The organism is Chryseobacterium sp. HR92 (assembly GCF_045689405.1).
Classification (GTDB): Bacteria; Bacteroidota; Bacteroidia; order Flavobacteriales; family Weeksellaceae; genus Chryseobacterium; species Chryseobacterium viscerum_A.
In genome coordinates this window covers 4,415,311-4,434,663 of record NZ_CP139139.1, presented here as the reverse complement: position 1 = coordinate 4,434,663, position 19,353 = coordinate 4,415,311, and the positions used below count along the sequence as shown (strand labels likewise).

Annotated in this window: 21 protein-coding genes; 18 read left to right on the top strand and 3 right to left on the bottom strand. The window is 36.4% G+C overall.

From position 1 onward, the window contains the following. Window positions 1-56: 56 nt before the first annotated feature. The 5 genes from SFA27_RS20080 to SFA27_RS20060 all read left to right on the top strand — a co-directional run bounded on the left by SFA27_RS20080 (window position 57) and on the right by SFA27_RS20060 (window position 4,666). A complete protein-coding gene (locus SFA27_RS20080) occupies window positions 57-650 on the top strand; it encodes a transferase hexapeptide repeat family protein (protein ID WP_047373921.1) in 594 nt (197 codons plus the stop codon). 81 nt (window positions 651-731) lie between these two features. Beyond that, window positions 732-1,559 carry an alpha/beta hydrolase gene (locus tag SFA27_RS20075; protein ID WP_407294475.1) on the top strand — a complete coding sequence of 276 codons (828 nt, stop codon included), beginning with the start codon at window positions 732-734 and terminating at the stop codon, window positions 1,557-1,559. An 11-nt stretch (window positions 1,560-1,570) separates the two neighbouring features. Then, window positions 1,571-1,846, top strand: coding sequence for a hypothetical protein (locus tag SFA27_RS20070; RefSeq protein WP_407294473.1), 276 nt, complete (start codon window positions 1,571-1,573; stop codon window positions 1,844-1,846). A gap of 8 nt (window positions 1,847-1,854) precedes the next feature. Further along, a complete protein-coding gene (gene paaZ, locus SFA27_RS20065) occupies window positions 1,855-4,350 on the top strand; it encodes a phenylacetic acid degradation bifunctional protein PaaZ (RefSeq protein WP_047373915.1) in 2,496 nt (831 codons plus the stop codon). Between the two features lie 154 nt (window positions 4,351-4,504). Beyond that, complete coding sequence (locus SFA27_RS20060) at window positions 4,505-4,666, top strand: bacteriocin-like protein (RefSeq protein WP_264519556.1); 162 nt, start codon at window positions 4,505-4,507, stop codon at window positions 4,664-4,666. Window positions 4,667-4,722: 56 nt separating this feature from the next. Here the strand turns inward: SFA27_RS20060 and SFA27_RS20055 are convergent, their stop codons facing one another. Then, window positions 4,723-5,400, bottom strand: coding sequence for a CPBP family intramembrane glutamic endopeptidase (locus SFA27_RS20055; RefSeq protein ID WP_407294470.1), 678 nt, complete (start codon window positions 5,398-5,400; stop codon window positions 4,723-4,725). A gap of 233 nt (window positions 5,401-5,633) precedes the next feature. On the opposite strand from SFA27_RS20055, the gene SFA27_RS20050 reads away from it, so the two are divergent. Further along, the gene (locus tag SFA27_RS20050) at window positions 5,634-6,404 is read left to right on the top strand and encodes a DUF4241 domain-containing protein (RefSeq protein WP_407294468.1); all 771 of its coding nucleotides are present in this window, start codon (window positions 5,634-5,636) and stop codon (window positions 6,402-6,404) included. 2 nt (window positions 6,405-6,406) lie between these two features. Further along, complete coding sequence (locus SFA27_RS20045; RefSeq protein ID WP_407294466.1) at window positions 6,407-7,102, top strand: SMUG2 DNA glycosylase family protein; 696 nt, start codon at window positions 6,407-6,409, stop codon at window positions 7,100-7,102. 76 nt (window positions 7,103-7,178) lie between these two features. Here SFA27_RS20045 and SFA27_RS20040 read toward each other — a convergent pair whose 3' ends face one another. Continuing rightward, window positions 7,179-8,000, bottom strand: a complete 822-nt coding sequence (locus tag SFA27_RS20040) for a T9SS type A sorting domain-containing protein (protein ID WP_407294464.1) — start codon at window positions 7,998-8,000, stop codon at window positions 7,179-7,181. 35 nt (window positions 8,001-8,035) lie between these two features. Continuing rightward, window positions 8,036-8,587 (bottom strand): phage tail protein, encoded by a 552-nt coding sequence (locus tag SFA27_RS20035; RefSeq protein ID WP_047373909.1) that lies wholly within the window; start codon window positions 8,585-8,587, stop codon window positions 8,036-8,038. A gap of 253 nt (window positions 8,588-8,840) precedes the next feature. Here SFA27_RS20035 and SFA27_RS20030 point away from each other — a divergent pair, with 253 nt between their 5' ends. From SFA27_RS20030 to SFA27_RS19980, 11 genes are all read left to right on the top strand, one after another. Further along, window positions 8,841-9,605, top strand: coding sequence for an enoyl-CoA hydratase/isomerase family protein (locus SFA27_RS20030; protein WP_407294461.1), 765 nt, complete (start codon window positions 8,841-8,843; stop codon window positions 9,603-9,605). 425 nt (window positions 9,606-10,030) lie between these two features. After that, a complete protein-coding gene (locus SFA27_RS20025) occupies window positions 10,031-12,973 on the top strand; it encodes a SusC/RagA family TonB-linked outer membrane protein (RefSeq protein WP_407294459.1) in 2,943 nt (980 codons plus the stop codon). Window positions 12,974-12,984: 11 nt separating this feature from the next. Beyond that, a complete protein-coding gene (locus tag SFA27_RS20020; RefSeq protein WP_407294457.1) occupies window positions 12,985-14,487 on the top strand; it encodes a RagB/SusD family nutrient uptake outer membrane protein in 1,503 nt (500 codons plus the stop codon). A 179-nt stretch (window positions 14,488-14,666) separates the two neighbouring features. Continuing rightward, on the top strand, window positions 14,667-15,284 hold the full coding sequence (locus tag SFA27_RS20015) for a hypothetical protein (RefSeq protein WP_407294454.1): 618 nt from the start codon (window positions 14,667-14,669) through the stop codon (window positions 15,282-15,284). Window positions 15,285-15,378: 94 nt separating this feature from the next. Next, entirely contained in the window at window positions 15,379-15,669 is a 291-nt protein-coding gene (locus SFA27_RS20010) for a transcriptional regulator (protein WP_047373901.1), read from the top strand. A gap of 65 nt (window positions 15,670-15,734) precedes the next feature. Continuing rightward, complete coding sequence (locus tag SFA27_RS20005) at window positions 15,735-16,025, top strand: hypothetical protein (RefSeq protein ID WP_407294451.1); 291 nt, start codon at window positions 15,735-15,737, stop codon at window positions 16,023-16,025. A 33-nt stretch (window positions 16,026-16,058) separates the two neighbouring features. Next, complete coding sequence (locus SFA27_RS20000) at window positions 16,059-16,388, top strand: hypothetical protein (RefSeq protein ID WP_407294449.1); 330 nt, start codon at window positions 16,059-16,061, stop codon at window positions 16,386-16,388. An 11-nt stretch (window positions 16,389-16,399) separates the two neighbouring features. Beyond that, entirely contained in the window at window positions 16,400-16,885 is a 486-nt protein-coding gene (locus SFA27_RS19995) for a Coq4 family protein (RefSeq protein WP_407294447.1), read from the top strand. 12 nt (window positions 16,886-16,897) lie between these two features. Next, entirely contained in the window at window positions 16,898-17,191 is a 294-nt protein-coding gene (locus tag SFA27_RS19990; protein ID WP_407294445.1) for a hypothetical protein, read from the top strand. Between the two features lie 66 nt (window positions 17,192-17,257). Further along, window positions 17,258-18,628, top strand: a complete 1,371-nt coding sequence (locus SFA27_RS19985; RefSeq protein ID WP_407294443.1) for a DUF4153 domain-containing protein — start codon at window positions 17,258-17,260, stop codon at window positions 18,626-18,628. A gap of 6 nt (window positions 18,629-18,634) precedes the next feature. Continuing rightward, window positions 18,635-19,339, top strand: coding sequence for a DUF1361 domain-containing protein (locus tag SFA27_RS19980; RefSeq protein ID WP_407294441.1), 705 nt, complete (start codon window positions 18,635-18,637; stop codon window positions 19,337-19,339). Window positions 19,340-19,353: the final 14 nt, after the last annotated feature.

The window sequence follows — 19,353 nt, the reverse complement described above, 5'->3', positions numbered from 1 at the left end:
TATTAGAGTCAGAAAAATGTCTGACATCTGATATCTGCTATCTGAAATCTAAAAATATGAACATCTACTCATACCACGGGATTCGTCCCATTATCAAACCATCTGCTTACATTCATCCGCAGGCAGTCATTATCGGGAATGTAGAAATAGGTGAAGAAGTATATATTGGTCCCAATGCGGTAATCCGTGGTGATTGGGGGAAAATTATCATTAAAGACGGAGCCAATGTACAGGAAAACTGTACCCTTCACGTCTTCCCGAATATAGAAACCATACTGGAAGAATCTGCACACATAGGACATGGAGCCATTATTCATTCAGGACATATTGGGAAAAACTGTTTGATCGGAATGAATTCAGTCGTAATGGACAAAGCTTATATCGGCGATGAAAGTATTGTCGGAGCATTAGCTTTTGTACCGGCTAATTTCAGATGTGAACCAAGAAAGCTGGTGGTAGGAAGCCCTGCGAAAGTGATTCGTGATGTTTCCGATGAAATGATTCACTGGAAAACAGAAGGAACAAAATTATATCAGGAACTGGCAAGAGAAGGAAAAGAAGCTATTCTGCCTTGTGAACCTTTTACAGAATATGTTCAGCAGATCCCAACCAAAATTGTGGATTACAGCATCTGGGATGATATAAAATAAAAGTATAACTTATTTTGAATAATTGCAGATAATCAAACCCAACGGGTTTTTAAAACCCGTTGGGTTTAACAAAAAATAAATATGATTAAAAAAATTGCACTTGTATGCAGCATGATGTTGGCGATGAATAGTGTGGTATCAGCGCAAACTGTTACTACAAAGCCGCTTACAATAGGAGAAGTGAGGACGATTAAGTCCAAAACATTGAATGAAGACAGAACGTTGAATATTTATCTTCCACAGGGATATGATAAAACAAAAGCATACCCGGTGATCTATTTGCTGGATGGAAGTATGAATGAAGATTTTATTCACGTTACAGGATTAGTACAATTCTTTAATCAGATGTATTCCATGCCGGAAACCATTGTGGTAGGAGTTGCTAATGTAGACAGAAAAAGGGATTTTACTTTTCATACAGATTTAAAAGACCTGCAGAAAGATTATCCTACAACAGGGCATTCTGATAAGTTTATAGCATTCCTTGAAAAAGAATTAAAACCTTATGTGGAAAGCCAGTTTAAAACTACAGACAAATACCTTTTCGGTCAGTCTTTGGGAGGGCTTTTGGCAACAGAAATCTTATTGAAGAAACCGGAAATGTTCAATAACTATTTTATCATCAGTCCAAGCTTATGGTGGGATGATGAAAGTCTTTTAAAACAGGCTCCACAGCTGCTTTCAAAATCTCCGGATACAAAAAAGTTTGTCTATGTTTCTGTAGGAAAAGGAGAACATCCGGTGATGATAAAAGATGCTGAAGCTTTCTACGATGTTTTGAAAAAAGCAGGAAAGAAAAACTGGACATTAGAATATAAAATGATGGAAACAGACAATCATGCAACCATTCTTCACAGAAGTTTGTATGAAGGGCTAGTGAAAATGTTTCCTTATCAGGAACCGAAATAAATCAGTTCTCATTGGTAAACATTCTGAAGAAATATTGGATTGTAGTATTGATTTTTATAATCATTGTGAATGCTTTGGGATTTCACTTTGCAAAAGAGTCAATAGGAATTTCAGATGCTTTGGAACACGTGGAATCAGATGAGGTAATTGCTAATCTAAAGCAAAAAGACAATTTCTATACTTTGTTTGTTGAAATTGTTATCATTTTAGACTGCTGGCTGGCACTTTTTATTCCTTATCTGATTATTAGAAACTTTATTAAAAAGAATAATCTAAGCAAAAAGTAAAAAACTATATGGAAAAGTTAAAAAACTATATCTATGGACAATGGGTAGAAGGTACCGGAAACGGAGTTCCTTTGTACAATGCCGTTACAGGAGAACAGGTAGCTGTTTCCGATACAGAAGGGCTTAATTTTGAACAGGCTCTTGACTACGGAAGAACCGTAGGATATAAAAACCTTTCTTCAATGACTTTCTACGACCGTGGAGAGATGTTGAAAAAAGTAGCACTTTACTTGTTGGAAAGAAAGAAAAAATATTACGACTTATCATACAAAACAGGAGCTACCCACGTTGATTCTTGGGTGGATATTGAAGGAGGTTTCGGAACGTTCTTTACCTATTCCGGATTGGCAAAAAGAATGCTTCCCAATACTTCATTTTGGGTAGATGGAGACACTCAAAAGATTTCTGCTAACGGGACTTTCTTAGGAACCCATATTTTAACCCCTAGTGAAGGTGTTTCTGTACAGATTAATGCTTATAATTTTCCGGTATGGGGAATGTTGGAAAAACTATCTACTTCCTTATTGGCGGGTGTTCCTTCTATTGTGAAACCATCACCTTTCGGATCTTACCTTACCAATGCGGTATTTCAGGATATGATTGAAAGCGGAGTATTGCCAGAAGGAGCTGTTCAGTTAGTGTGCGGAGAGCCTGGGAATATTTTAGATTATGTACAGGATGGAGATTCTGTATTGTTTACAGGTTCAGCCCATACAGGAAGAAAATTAAAATCGCTTCCGTCTATTGCAGGGAATGCTGTTCGTTTCAACATGGAAGCAGATTCATTGAACTGTTCTATCCTTGGACTGGAAGCAAAACCGGGAACGCCTGAATTTGATTTATTCATCAAAGAGGTTCGTAACGAAATGACCACGAAAGCAGGGCAGAAATGTACTGCAATCAGAAGAATTATCGTTCCTGAACACTTAATCGGTGATGTTCAGAATGCTTTGTCTAAAGCTTTAGATCAAACGAAAATCGGAAACCCATTAAGCAGAGAAACCAAAATGGGATCTTTGGTGGGAAGACAGCAGTATGAAGAAGTTCTGAGAAAAGTAAATCTATTAAAATCAGAAACAGAACTTGTCTATGACGGAAAACACGAACTGATAGATGCCAACTATGAAAATGGAGCATTTATGAGTCCGAAACTATTCCTGAACGATAAGCCTTTTGAAAAAAATATTTCTCACGATGTAGAAGCTTTCGGGCCGGTATCTACATTAATGCCATATAAAGATGCTGAAGAAGCAGCTGCACTGGCAAAAAGAGGAAAAGGAAGTTTGGTAGGTTCTATCATTTCTCATGACGAGAACTTTATTGCCGAAACTTCATGGAAAATGGCTTCCCAGCACGGAAGAATCTTTGTACTGAACAGAGATAACGCGAAAGAAAGCACAGGTCACGGTTCTCCACTTCCTACATTGATGCACGGAGGTCCTGGTAGAGCAGGCGGCGGAGAAGAAATGGGCGGTCTGAGCGGTCTTCATTTCTTCCTGCAGAAAACAGCTATTCAGGGATCACCGGATGTACTGAAAGCAATCACAAAAATCTATCAGCAGGGAGCAGAGAAAAAGTTTTCAGACAAACATCCTTTCCAGAAATATTTTGAGGAAGTAGAAGTGGGAGATTCTTTAGAAACAGCAGGAAGAACAGTTACTGATGCAGATATCGTCAATTTCTCCAATGTTTCATGGGATCATTTCTATGCCCATACTGATGCAACAAGTTTAACAGGAACAATCTTCGATAAAACTGTAGCTCACGGATATTTTATCCTTTCAGCAGCAGCAGGATTATTTGTTTCGGGTAAAAAAGGACCTGTTATTGCCAATTACGGACTGGAAGAATGCAGCTTCTTCAAGCCTGTATATGCTGGAGATACCATTACTGTTTATTTAACGGCAAAAGAAAAAATCAACAGAGGAGTAAAAGGAAGAAACATTCCTTCCGGTGTTGTAAAATGGCTGGTTGAGGTTGTGAACCAAAGAGATGAGGTGGTTTGTGTAGCAACAATATTAACATTGGTAGCAAAACAGTCCCCTTTCATCGATCTGAATGTGAAAAATGTTCAGAAAATGTTGAATGGCTTGACTGAAAGTACTCCTGCACTTTGGGGAAAAATGTCTCCACAGCAGATGATAGAACATCTTGAGCAGGCTGTATTGGTAAGTTTTGGAGAGCCAGAAGCAGAAAAATGCTTTACTCCGGAAGAAAATCTTGAAAAATGGCAGGATTCTCTTTACAATCACAGAGCAATGCCGAAAGAATTTACCGCTCCGTTCCTTCCGCAGGATGGTTCGCTTCCTGAACTTACCCACAAGAATCTGGAAGCTGCAAAACTATCATTCATGGATAATGTGAAGAAATTTGTGATCTATTACAAAGAAAATCCACAGGCAGAACATATGAATTATGTATTCGGAAAACTGAATAAAGAAATGTGGGAACTGATGCACAAAAAGCATTTTACCCACCACTTCCAGCAGTTTGGATTGATTTAATTCAGTAAAATATAAGTTCAAAATCCCTTTCAGTAATTGGAAGGGATTTTTTAATGGATGATTATTCTTGACAAGGATCAGAAAAAATGATTAACTTTAATAGGCGAAATCCGAAAAGCATATAGAGTAGGAGAGAATATCAAAACTGACCACTATGAAAAACTTAAAAAAACTTTCAAGACATGAGTTGAGATCTTTTAAAGGAGCCGGACCAAACTGGTCTTGTGCCCTTAATCCTTGTCCTCCCGGAACCTGTTGTCTTCCTGGAAGATGGCCTGATATTGCCAGAGCATGTTATATATGTGCTGACTCTTAGACTTCTTTAACTTAAAACAATACATAAAGCTGCTATTCCCATGATTGGCGGCTTTTTTATAATTTCTTTTTAAACTTAAAATATCCAAATATTAAAAGGGGTAACGCAAATATCTGAAACAAAAAAACAAGCAGTGATGGAATTCCTTCCAGATGGCCTTCATTGGCTTTCATGAAGAGTTGTTTGCCCAGAGGTCCGTTCGAGAATATGAGAATATTAAACAAATTCCAGCCCAGGTGCAGGCCTATCGGAAGATATAGAGATTTTGTTTTAGCAAACGATACAGCCAGCATCCATCCAAAGATAGCGGTCATCACAAAAATAATTCCCATTTGAAAAGGGTTTCCAAATGCATTATAAGAAAACCAGTGATAAATTCCGAAACAGACTGCAGAAAAAAGACAGGCTTTAGTATTTCCCCATTTTTCAATAGCAAGATAAAGCAAAGCACCTCTGAAAAGCAATTCTTCAAATAATACAGACTTCAGAACCCACCATGAGCTCATTAATGCTGCTGAAAATGTTAGTTGCTTGTTCAGTATCCAGGTGTTATTGATGAATGCGGTTGTCATAATATGATAAAGGCTACAAATCCCGGTGGCCAATAGAAAACCGATGCTCCATTGCATGAGTCTTGTTGAATTGGGCTTAAATCCTAAAACAGAAAGATCCCTTTTGGCCATGAACTTAAGGAGAAGCCATGAAATGATAAGCTCAATGATAATTCCAATCATAGGTTAAAAGTTTTTGATAGAACGAAAGTTCTATTTTATTGAAAACGAATATAATAAAAAAATAAGCATCAATTAATAACGAAAAATGAAAGCTAGAAAATATGGTGATACAGCTCTTTCTGATAAATAATTTATATAAACTGATTTTAGACTTAGCTATTTTCTATGCATTAATAGGCTCTTTCTTTTCCAAAAAACACTATTTTTAAAATTCAATCATAAAATAAAGAACAATGAACGAAAGCTGGATGCAAAAGTGGGAAGAAGTAAAAGACATTCTTATCTCACCGGTAGATATTGAAACGTATTTTACTTCTGATGAAATTCTGGGTCAGAAGATGGAGACCATGGAAATCGGAAATGTTTCTCTTCCTTCCGGCAAAGTGGTGGTAAGAGATCCTTTGGTTTCTCTAAATGCGAATCAGTCACCTTATTTTATTCAGGCTCCGAAAGGAGATTTTCCTGTGACCATAGCCGTGGTAAAATCTGAAGACTGGGGAGACAGATATGCTGTTGTAAAAGTTGAATTTACCAAAGAAAAGCCTGTTGTTTACAGAGAAGCCTTAGTAGGTATTGAAGAGCTGGAGGATGTAACTGAAGATGATTTTTTTGGTTTTGGGGTGGATGCAGGCCTAGGTTGTATTGCTGATAAAGAAGTACTTCCTTTTGTAGATAAATTTGTAGATGGGCTCAATGTTGATAATGTTTATGATGATTATTTCGCCGGTCTTTTCTCACAAAGCTATAAAGATCATCCCACCAATCAGAGGGAAGCAGGTGACTGGATCAATTGGACAATTCCGGGTACCAATCATCAGATTCCAATGTTTGCAAGTGGTTTTGGTGATGGTACTTACCCTGTGTACTTTGCTTATGATGCTAACGGAGAAATTTGTGGTTTATATATTCAGTTTATTGATATTGAACTAGCTTTAAGTGACGAAGATGAGGACGAAGACGATGAAGATGATCAGCCTGAAAATTTTGTTTTTCTTAAAAATTAAATATGAATACAACTTTTGCAGATCAAGTCATTGAGTTTAATAAAAATCTAAGCTATACAGGAACTCTTCCTGAAGGATTTGAAGTCCTGAACCCTTATTTGGATAATCCCGAAACATTGATGGTCATGCAGAAGTTTTATCATAAATACTATGATGATTCGGCTCAGAGAAAATTTATGATTGGAATCAATCCAAGCCGTCATGGTGCAGGTGTCACAGGCGTTCCGTTTACCGATACAAAAAGACTCGAAAGTATCTGTGGTATAAAAATGGAATCTGCCCGTACTCATGAAGTTTCTTCCGTTTTTATGTATGATATGATTGAGGAATATGGTGGTACAGATCTCTTCTATAAAGATATTTATATCAATTCTCCGTTTCCGCTGGCTATCGTAAGAAAAACAAAAAGCGGATGGCTTAATGCCAATTATTATGATGATAAAGAGCTGTTCGAGGCTGTGAAGAGTTTTATGATTGAATCTCTGAAGAAACATATCAGTCTCAATCTGGATACCTCGGAGGTTTTTGTACTGGGTAAAAAAAATGCTGACTTTATTTCAAAATTAAACAAAGAAGCAAAATTGTTTGATACCATAACTGTTCTGGAACATCCCAGATACATTCAGCAGTATAAATCAAAAGAAAAGCAGCTGTATATAGACAAGTATATTCTGGCATTGAAAAAACAAATCCCTTAATAAAACAATTAAGGGATTTGTCATTTATGAATTAGAATCTTTATGGGATATGGAACTTATGTGAAATTTCCTGAAATTAGTTTTTAATAACTTTTGTTGATTCTGCTGCTGTTTTGAGTATATAAACTCCTTTGGGAAGATCTGAAATATTGATTTCATTATTTCCTCGCTGGGTTTGTACCGTTTTCAGCATTTTACCGTCTACACTATAGATTTTGGCTTCACCGGCTTTCTCTGTTGTAATGGAAAGAGGTCCGTTGGTTGGGTTAGGATAAACTGTCAGGTCTTTTTTTATGCTTTTAGTTTCCGAAGTACCCAATACCAGATTACTGTCTTTTACCCATGTGAAGGCGTCCAGGCCTACATATCTGAATGCTCCACTGACCGTTAGTTGCAGTTCATCAATAATGATATTGGAGTAATTTTGGCCGTTTAAGTTGGTAAGATCAATCAAAGTATATCCGTTTGTACTTCCTAAACTTGTTGCGAACCCTGTAGATTTTGTTTGGGTAAATTTTGTTACTCCGCTTAGTTTTCCGGTTACGGTAAGTGTTCCCGCTACATTGAGGTCAAGATTCAATGCAGAAAGATACATCCAGAATCTGTTTACTTTAAACAGATTAGAAGTGGTTTTAATGCTGAATGACGGCGGAAATTGAGTGTCATTGGAATTGTCAATGTATCTGTTGTCATTCGCTGTTCCACTCCAGCCTGTTCCCGGGTAATTTCCTTGAATATCAAAGACACTTACATGCGAAATGATATTGAAAATGACTCCATTGTCTGTGAAGCTTGTACTTCCGTGCGATTCCGTTTCAAATTGTTCTGTACTGGTCTGCCCGAATGAAAAAATTGAAATGAGCAGACTACAAATTGTAAAAAGAGTAGTGCTTTTCATGATTTTTTGTTTTAAATATTAGGTTATTATGAATGTTAATCTCTTGGAGGATAAATACCTTCAACACAGATGATATAATTTAAGCCAAGATAAGGAGGCATGTTATTTACGGGTAAATTTTGTCCTACAAAAGAGATGCTTTGCGCGTTGATAGCAGTGTCAGGATTAGAGTCATTGACAAAGCTTGATACTACATTGAAATCTCTACCTACCTGTGTTCCTGAGATAGCAATAGATGATAATGCTGTAGGTGTTGATGAATTGGCATTCTTATTAGCAACTTTCAGTTGAAACCCACCAGCGATGCTTGGAAGGTTTGAGGTTAAAAGAGTATTCTGTGTAGTACCAGATACCACTCCCAAAGGATAAAACTGGTTGGCATTTACATTTCCAGCTCCTAAAGCCATACGCCCTTTTAAGTTTGGCAGAGCGAAAGTAGAGATACCATCTCCGCCGTAAGTTGTGCCTAAAATAGAGAATAAGGCAGAATTTCTTGAAATGCTTATTAAGCTTCCGTCACAAAACATCCAGCCTCTAGGTGCGAAATTTCCTGCAAATAATTTTACAATTCCAATGTATTCATCCATGATAATGATTTTTAGTTTTAGATTTCTTACTCTGTTATTGGCTTTTCAGATTCCGCCATTGATTATTATTTCTTACTCCAAAGGAACGATTAATAAAAAATGAGTGCTAGAGTAGAAAATACCAAATTACTTACTCCGTATTTCTACGTAACAAATCTTTATAAAAGGTAGGTTAATAATGGAAATTATCTCTTTTAAGTTTCTCTGAAAGAGCTGTATTTCGTATTTTTGTAAGAATCCAATAAAAATAAAAATGAGCGAATTTGTAGCATCAGAAATTAAAAATAATATTGCTGAGATCAGTTTCGGAACACCCAAAAGTAACTCTCTTCCGGGGGCAATTTTAGAAAAACTGGCAGAAACCATTCTTGAAGAAGGTGCGAAAGATGAGGTGAAAGCTATCTTAGTTAAAAGTGCAGGTGAAAAAGCATTTTGCGCCGGAGCAAGTTTTGATGAGCTTTTAGCCATTGAAGAGCTGGAAGCTTCCACACAATTTTTTGGTGGTTTTGCAAAAGTTTTAAATGCTATGAGAAACTGTGGCAAAATTGTAGTAGTAAGAGTTCAGGGGAAAACAACCGGTGGAGGAGTTGGAATTGCATGCGGTGCAGACTACTGTTTTGCAACAAAAGATTCAGCTTTAGCACTTACTGAGATCAATCTTGGAATAGGGCCTTTTGTAATAGGACCTTATGTAGAAAGAAAAATCGGAAAGTCTCAATTTTCAGCGATGGCTATTGATGCAGACTTCAGATCTGCTGAGTGGGCTGAGCAGCATAATATTTACCATTCCGTGTCAGCTTCTATTCAGGAGATGGATGAAAAACTGGAAACATTTTTACAGACTTTGGCATCAAGAAGCAGCGATGCTTTAGCATTAATTAAAAAAGTTTCATGGGAAGGTACAGATCATTTCAATGAACTAATGCCTGCAAGAATTCATATGAGTGCAAGTCTTATCCTGGAAGATTCTGCTAAGAGAAACATTGAGTCTATTAAAGAAAGGTTGAGAGCAAAATAATTTTCCTCTTAATTATTAAAAAATAGTTGGATTTTAATCCACATGCCATCCGGAGAAACATTTTGTTTCTCCGGATTTTTTTATGCCTTCTATTATTTAAATATAATCCTGTTGAAGATATTTATTACTGTTGATTTGTAATTGATTTGTTTTTATGTTTTTGCGTTTAATTGTATTTATTTGTCAAATTAATTATTGTTTTGGTTTTATATTGTTATTAATTTAACTGTTTTTGGCTTATTTGTTACTTTTTAAAAATCTAATTTAACCAAATTTTAACATATTTTTTTAACAAATAACAAAGTATTAATTAAAAATTTAAATCAATTGAATTTAATTAATTTAAATACTGTTTTCTTTGTGTTTTTAATAATATTTATTACATATATTTGCCTTCATACTGTTAAAATATGTTAAATATGAAAATGAAATTAATATTGAGTACTGCTGTGCTGTTCTTTGTAGGAGGGCATCTGGTGGAAGCTCAAAAAACAAAACGGGATACAATACCCCAGGATACTAAGATTGATGAAATCGTTGTAGTGGCCTATGGTAGCCAAAAAAGAGAAACCATGGTAGGTTCCAATACCGAAGTAAAGGCCAAACAATTTGCAGACAGACCTATCACGAGTATCGGACAGGCTTTAGATGGAGCCAGTGCAGGGGTTAAAGTAAGTACCGGTACAGGACAGCCGGGAAGTTCACCAAGTATTCAGATCCGTGGGATAGGTTCTTATGGTATTACAACAAATCCTTTATACGTAGTAGATGGAACCATATATACCGGTTCTCTTGCTGCGATCAACCCCAATGATATTGCGTCATACAATATCCTGAAAGATGCTGCTTCCACTTCCTTGTATGGTTCTGCAGCAGCCAATGGTGTTGTTTTGATCACTACAAAATCCGGTAGAAAAGGAAAAGATGCATTCAACTTTAGCATGAGTACCGGAGCGGTAGGAAGATCAATTCCTGAATATGACAGAGTAAATGTTCATCAGTATTATCCTCTTATCTGGGAGTCAATAAGAAATGGCAGAATGACCTCAGTACCTGGTACAACTATAGCTGATGCCAATGCTTATGCTACAGCACAGTTGATTTCGGGAGTTTTGAAAACCAATGTTTTTAATGTTCCCGATAATCAGTTAGTTGTAAATGGTGTTTTAAATCCAGATGCAAAACTTAAATATACAGATTTAGACTGGCAAAAACCTTTGATGAACACAGGTTTCAGACAGAACTATGAATTGAATTATAGTGGAGGAAGTAATACAACAACATACTTTTCTTCAGTAGGATATACCAATGAAACAGGATACCTTATCAAATCAGATTTTGAAAGATTTACAGCAAGATTAAAAGTAGATTCACAAGTTAAAAGCTGGTTGAAATTAGGAACAAGCATCAGTGGAGTATCTTCTAACGGGAACAATTCCGTAGAAGGTGTGGATAACAATTCTGCTTATATCAACCCATACAGATGGACAAGAACAATGGGGCCTATTTACAGTCCTTATGCTCATGATCCTAACACATTTGCAACGCTTTATGATAGCGCAGGGAATATAATGTATGATGCAGGAAGTGCCAGAGGTGCTGATGCTGCAGCTGGAAGAAACGTAATCCAGGAAACTCTTTTAAATAAAGATCTTTCTAAAAACTATTATATCATTTCCAGAGCATATGCTGAAATCAAAGTAGATCCTTACCTTACTTTATCTACAAACGTAGGATATGATATCAGAAATAACAGAAGAAGTACATACGGTAACAAAATTATCGGGGATGCGGCTCCTGGAGGTTCAGCAGAAAAATACAGCTTTACTGAACAAACATTTACCTGGAACCAGCTCCTGAACTACAAAAGAAAATTTGGAGATCATAATTTTGAATTCCTTCTAGGGCATGAAAACTATAAATTCATGTATGAATATCTGTATGGATATAAAAAGGGCCAGATCGTAGATGATAATGACGAACTGGTTAACTTTGTAACTCCATCAACGCTTACATCACGTACAGACAATTACAGAAAAGAAGGAGTCTTTTCAAGATTAAATTATGATTACAAATCAAAATACCTGCTTTCAGGATCTATCCGTTGGGATGGTTCATCCAGGTTTGCTAAAGATGTAAGATGGGATTCATTCTGGTCTCTTGGTGCAGGATGGAGATTGAAAGGAGAAGAGTTCTTAAGCAATTCTAACCTTATCAGTGAATTGAAGCTGAGAGGTTCTTATGGTGAAGTAGGAAATGACAGAACAGACAGTTATTATATGTATAAAAGTACTTATACTTTAGGGTATAATAATGCTCAGGAACCGGGAATTTTATTTGGGTTTTTGGCAGATCCTTCAATCACCTGGGAGGCTAACAAACAAACCGATGTAGGTATTGATTTTGGATTCTTAAATAATAGAATTACTGGGTCTGTAGAATATTATAACAGAGTTACTGAAGATCTGATCTTCCCTGTTCCACTGCCAGTTTCTGCAGGGGTTCCGGATAATACAATCAGCAGAAATGTAGGGACAATGTATAACCGCGGATTTGAGTTCACTGTTAATGCAGACATTATTAAAAATCAAAACTTCACATGGAATATTAACGCCAATGCATCTACGCTTAAAAATCAGATTACAGAACTTTCTAATGGCATCACGGAAATTATCAACGGAACGAAGAAAATCTCTGTAGGGCACTCAGTATATGATTATTGGCTAAGACAGTGGTATGGGGTAGATCCCGCGGATGGCTCACCTTTATTCCTGGTTGCTGATGCTTATGCCAATACAACAGCTGCTGATATCAGAACGGTGAATGGAGAAAAAGTTACCACCAATTTCAATAAAGCAAAATATGACTATTCTGGTACAGCAATTCCTGATTTATTCGGAAGTTTCGGAACAACAATTACGTATAAACAATGGTCATTATCTGCAATGTTTACGTATCAGTTAGGAGGAAAGACATATGACTCCAATTATGCAGCATTGATGTCCAGCTACTCACAAGGAGGAGCTTTAAGTACGGATATTCTGGATAGATGGACTACTCCGGGGCAGATCACGGACGTACCTTCATTGAATTCTTCAACATATACAAGTTCAAATGCGGCTTCATCAAGATGGCTGATAAGCTCAGATTTTCTTACATTCAGGCAAGCTACCTTAAGCTATAGTTTCAGTCCTGAAACTTTATCTCAGCTTGGAGTATCCGGGTTAAGAATTCTTGTTTCCGGTGAAAATTTATGGAGTAAAACAGCAAGAAAAGGTTTGGAACCGGCTCAGGCATTCAACGGTACAGCGTCAAACAGATATACTCCGGCGAGAGTGGTAACGATAGGATTTAATGTGTCATTTTAAATAATTAAGTAATGAAAAATATCAAAAAACAATATATAAAATGGGCTGTTGTGCTTTCAGTCTTTACAGGAATGGTTTCATGTGAGAGTGATTATCTTGAAGCGGATCCTACTACTGCGGCTTCTGAAGAAGCAGCGTATTCAAGTTCTGCTAACCTTATGGCCATTGTCAATGGAATGCATAGAGATATGTACTACAGACAAAGTGATCAGGGACAGAATGGTCAGGGTGGAATTATGATTATAATGGATGCTTTGGCAGATGACCTTGTTTTTCCATCTACAGGAAATGGCTGGTATGTCTCAGCTGTAAGATGGCAGGATCAGGTAAATGATAATGCGTCCAATGATCTTTATCCTTACCAGTTTTATTATGCATTAATCAGAAATGCAAACTTGGTTATTGCTAATGGTCCTTCAGTTCCTGCACCTACTGCAGCTGATGCAGCTACAATTAAAACAGCCATTGGTGAAGCATATGCTTTCAGAGCTTTCTGTTATTATATGCTGGTTCAGATTTATGGTAAAAGATATGTGCCAGGTGGTAATAATATCCAATTGGGTGTTCCTATCAGATTAATTGCTAATGAAATTCCTTTGGCAAGAAATACAGTAGAAGAAGTGTATACCCAGATCAATAAAGACCTTGATGAGGCTGCAAGCAGATTGGCAGGGGTTAACAGAGCTACAAAATCACATTTTAATGATAAAGTTATTTTAGGATTAAAGGCTAGAATTGCATTGACGCAAGGGAATTATGCGGCAGCTGTGACTGCAGCTCAAGCGGCTCGTGCAGGATTTCCATTGATGGATAATGCTACTTATAATGCCGGCTTTAATAATTTGGCAGGCAATGGAGAGTGGATGTGGGGAGCTACCATTATCGCAGATCAGGGAGATACGTTTTCAAACTTTGGAGCATATATGTCAAGAAACTTTAACTCTACAAATATTCGTCAGGCTCCAAAAGCGATTAACAGTAAATTATTACTTTCATTCCCAGCTACAGATGTAAGAACTAAGAATTTTGATCCAACAGGAGCGCATACAGCGCTTGCTTTACCTTCAACATATTCTAAATTCCCTTATACAAGTCAGAAATTCCTTGCTGCAAGTCAGGCAGACAGTAGAGTAGATGTTCCTTATATGAGATCTGCAGAAATGTATCTTATTGAAGCAGAAGCTTTGGCCAGATCAGGAAATGAAGCAGGATCAAAAGCAGTTTTTGATGTGTTCGCAAAAAACAGAAATCCTTCTTATACGGGTGCTGTTACAACAGGTGCTGCCTATATCACAGAAATTCTTAACAGCAGAAGATTGGAGTTTTGGGGTGAAGGTTTTAGATTCTTAGATCTGAAGAGACTAAACCAAGGTTTAGACAGAACAGGTGCTAATCATTCTTCTGTAGTGACCAATAACGTGATGACAGTTGCTAATACCGATTTACGTTGGGAATTCCTTATTCCGAGAACTGAGATCAATGCCAATCCATTGATTGTTCAGAATCCTTTATAAAAACAACAAATTTTAATATATCTTGAGAAAACCCTACTTCTGGCGGGGTTTTCTTTTTTTTATATATTTCTACAAGGAAGCAAACGATGAAGTTTCAATCAAAAAATATTTTCAAAATTTAATAGTACTATTTGGAGGATTGAAAATAAATTATAACTTTGTAATTCAAAGTTCTTTTTATGGAGACAAAAAACTATCACGAAGACTTATCCCATATCCGTTCCATGATGGAGCGGTCTTCCAGGTTCATTTCTTTAAGTGGGTTGTCCGGAGTTGTTGCCGGATTAACGGCAATTATTGGGGCTATATATGTGTATTTTGTTTTTCAGAGGGAAGGAATCAGTTATTTTGATGGAGACAGAAACATTCTCGGTCCGGCACTAGTTAAAGAGCTGGTGTTGATTGGAATCATAATTCTGGTTGTTGCTATCCTCAGTGGTTATGTTTTTACCGCCAATAAAAGCAAAAAGAAAGGGGTGAAGATCTGGGATGTTACTACAAAACGGCTTTTGATTACCTTTGCAGTGCCTTTGATAGCAGGGGGAGTATTTTGTCTCGCTCTTCTTTATCATCATCTTTTCGTTTTTATTGCTCCGGCTACTCTTATTTTTTACGGATTGGCTCTGGTAGCAGCAGAGCGCTATACATTAACGGATGTAAAGTATTTAGGATATCTTGAAATTGTTTTAGGGCTTATTTCTTTATTCTTTTTAGGATGGGGATTGTTGTTCTGGGCAATTGGTTTTGGAGTTTTGCATATTGTATATGGATTGATTATGCATAAGAAGTATAAATAATGATGAGGATATAATTTTGCTGCTAATTGCAGAATCAAGGTAATAGGTGTGCTGTTGTAAAAGCAATGGTTGTGGATAATTAAGATAAAAGAAAATGATCAAAATAAATCAACTCAATAAAGAATTCGAAAGCCGCGTAAGATTGGGCATTATGTCCGTTCTTATGGTTAACGACTGGGTTGATTTTTCAGAAATGAAGGCATTGTTGGAAATTACAGATGGAAATCTTGCCAGTCACAGTAATGCATTGGAGAAAGCAGGTTATATTGAAGTGAAAAAAGAATTTGTGGGTAAAAAACCCAAAACATCTTACCGCGTTACACAGAATGGAAGACAGGCATTTACCGAACATTTGGATGCTCTTGAAAAATTATTGGGACGATAGTCCTATATTTTTTTGAAAATTAACTTTGAAATGCAAAGTACTTTATAATTTAAATCTTAAATAAAATGATCACACAAAAACAAAAAACAATCACAATTTATGCCCTGCCATTGGTTTTGCTGTGCATTCCATTGGTTGGAAATCTAGTGTCTAAAGAAATTAACTGGTCAGGATCCGATTTTCTGATTGCAGGAGCTTTGCTTTTTACAACCGCTTTTCTTATCAATTTGGTCAGAAACAGAGTTAAAAAACAAAGTCAGAAAGTAATGATATGTATTTTCATTTTGCTGGTTCTTGTGTTAGTATGGCTTGAACTGGCAGTAGGGATTTTCGGAAGTCCGTTTGCAGGAAATTAAACGTTTGGTTTTCTCATTAACTCATAAATGATTATGAAAGATTCAGAAATAATAAATCAAAAAATAATAAAGAACCAGGAAATTCTATACTTCGGAAAGTCTCTGTTTGCCTTGTGTTTGGTGCTGGGGAGTATGTGCCTTATCGGGTATTTGACAACAAGGATGGAAGAATTTGCAATAGGAGGCTATATGTTGTTGGTATTCGGAGCATTTTTGAACATACTGGTGATATTGGGACTGCTGATCTATGGTTGTGTATACAGATCGAGATTGAATGAATGTCTGAAAGCCATTGGTATCCTTCTGATCAATATACCCATTGCCATTCTTTATACAGCCATAGGACTTAATAGTCTGCATTAAATAAATACACTATGAAAAAAATACGCGTTCAGTTTCTGCTTTTTGTATACGACAAAACTCAAAAACTATACAGGAAATACTTTAAAAAGAAAAAAAGACAATGGCAGTTCAATGAAAAACAGCTGCTGGAATTTCAGGAAGATTCTCTGGGCAGAAAACTTGGCGAATTCTACAGAAAGCATGGCTTTTCAATGATCCCTAAAATGGAGAATCACGATGTACACCACCTTATTACAGGTTGTGGAACTAACTTCGAAGATGAAATCGCCATGCAGTACCTGCTCTTAGGGAATGGTAAGCTCAATGCACATCTCCTGGCGGCAATCGTATTGGGAACAATTATTCTGCCTGAATATGCGAAAATTTATATCAAAGCCTATAAAAAAGGACAGAATATGCGCGCCTTTTATCACTGGGATTTTGAAGAACTGCTGGGCCAGAAGTATGAACACGTAATGGATTTTATTCAGCAGAAAGAAACTATTGTTCTTCATTAAAACGGTTGTCTGATGGGTAAAGTAAAATTCAGTCCGTTAGGAGAAAAAACATTTTTGATCTCCTTTTTATCAGGTACATCTTTAATGCTCTTGTTTTGGATTACAAAGGCCGACGTTCTTATAATACTGGGATTTTATTATGTGCTTATTGCTGCCGTCGCCAATCTGCTTATCACTTTATATGAACTTATGGAATACCTGAGTGATGTTTCAGAAAAGAAAAGTAACGGAAACTCTGTCCTCTTATTGTTGCTTAATATCCCTATTACTTTTCTATATCTCACCCTATTCTTTAATTTTTTCTAATCTCTACATGTGGCACATTCAATCTTTCAATCCTTTAAATTTTTCAATCTTTAAATAATTAACCTCATGAAAACACATCATTATATATTTCTCACCGCCATCCTGTTTGTCATTGTCTTTTATGATCAGGATGTCGGGCTGAACCTTGGAATTCTGGGAATCATCTATGCAGTATTAACCCTGCTTAAAACTCTGGAGAAAAATAAAACCAAAACTCTGTATGTTCTTTTGGGAACAAGCATCCTCTCAAGTATTGCATTTGCCTGGTTTGGAGATTTTCCATCATTTATTGCAGTAGTAAGCTCATTACTTTTGCTGGGGTATAAATCAAAGAACAGAAGATTGAAAATCCTATTTTTGATTCCGGTTTTTATTGTGAACTGCTGCACTTCATTCTGCCGTTTTTTCAGTTTTGATGAGTGGCTGCCCAAAAAGAATGTTCCCGGATTATGGCAAAAGACATTAGCTTTCATTTTAATTCCGCTGGTGCTGGTTTCCGTTTTCTTTGGAATTTATTCTGCCGGAAGTAATCATTTTGCTGCCCTTTTCACAGATTATGAATTGGATATTAATCTATGGCAGGTATTCTGTCTCTCGGTTTTAGGATTTTTTATTGCCTTTAACTACTGGAACTATGCTGTAGAAAAACTCATCTACAAAAACAATCATTTTTTGGATAATGATTTTCAAAAAGATTCCCGGATACCGAAGGCTACCTACTCCTTTCTTGATCTCAGTGCCGAAAGAATGAGCGGAGTGATCTCTTTTGTTTTGCTGAATATTTTGCTGATCTTCTTCATTATTACATACAATTATGAACAGTTTTATGAAGCGGTAAAAACACCCGTTCAGCTTTCCGAAGAAACCCATGAAAGAGTGAATGCCGTAATTATGTCTATCATAATGGCTATTCTGGTCATCATGTTTTACTTTAAATCAGGATTCAATTTTGATCCGAAAGCGGGATTGCTGAAAATTTTAGCCAAAATCTGGATTTTCCTCAATGCAATACTTGTCATATCAGCAGCAGTTAAAAATTATGAGTATATCGTCAATTATGCATTCACTTATAAAAGATTAGGAGTATTTGCTTTCCTGCTTTTATCATTGGTTGGTCTGGCTTTGACGTTTATTAAAATTCAAAAACAGAAAAGAAACATTTTCCTTGTCAATACCATGGTTTGGTATTTTTATGGAACCATTTTAGTGTGCAGTTATTTCAATTGGGGAGGCTTCATTACTTCCCAGAATATGAAAAGAAAAGATTTTGCGGTCAATTATCATTTAACTTCTATAAACTTCAGTGAAAAAGCCCTGTTGAGATATGCAGACGAAAAAAATGATCTGAAACTTAAAAAGGCTTTGCAGACGAAAGTGAAAAAGGAAACCTCCAAAACATTCCTTTCAAAGATTATCTACTATCAAACCATTCAATAGCTGATCATGAAAAAAATCGTTGCATCTTCAAGGTTTAAAATCAATATATTGTTGATATTAATGACTGTATTCTGTTTCAGTCTCTCAGCTTTCAGATACTATATCAGCGATACAAAGGTGTTTTTGTTTCTCAACTGGAATCTTTTTCTGGCATGGATTCCTTTACTCCTGAGTTCTTTTATTCTTGCTTTTAATATCAAAAGTAAAATATCACTTATCTTTATTATTATAGTCTGGATATTGTTTTTTCCCAATTCACCCTATATTCTCACAGACCTCTTTCATCTGAGGGCAAGAAATTCTATCCCGATATGGTATGACCTGATTGTTATTCTTTCCTATGCCTGGACGGGGCTGATCTGTGGTTTTATAAGTCTTAATGATATTGAAAAACGCCTTTCTGAGTATGGCAAAAGAAATAGCATCAGTGGGGTGATTGTATTCTTTCTTTTCATGAGCAGTTTTGGAGTATATCTGGGAAGATTTCTGAGATGGAATAGTTGGGATGTACTCAATAACCCTTTCGGTCTGTTCTCCGATATCATAGTACGGTTAATTTATCCGATGGAATATACTAAAACATGGGGAGTCACTGTTCTGATGGGAATTATGCTCAATTTTATGTATTTTACATTCAAATGGGCAGGAACAAATGATGAAAAAGAATTACAGCCGGAAAATAAATCATTCAACGGATTGGAACAGTTTTAGCATTTAATAGAGCT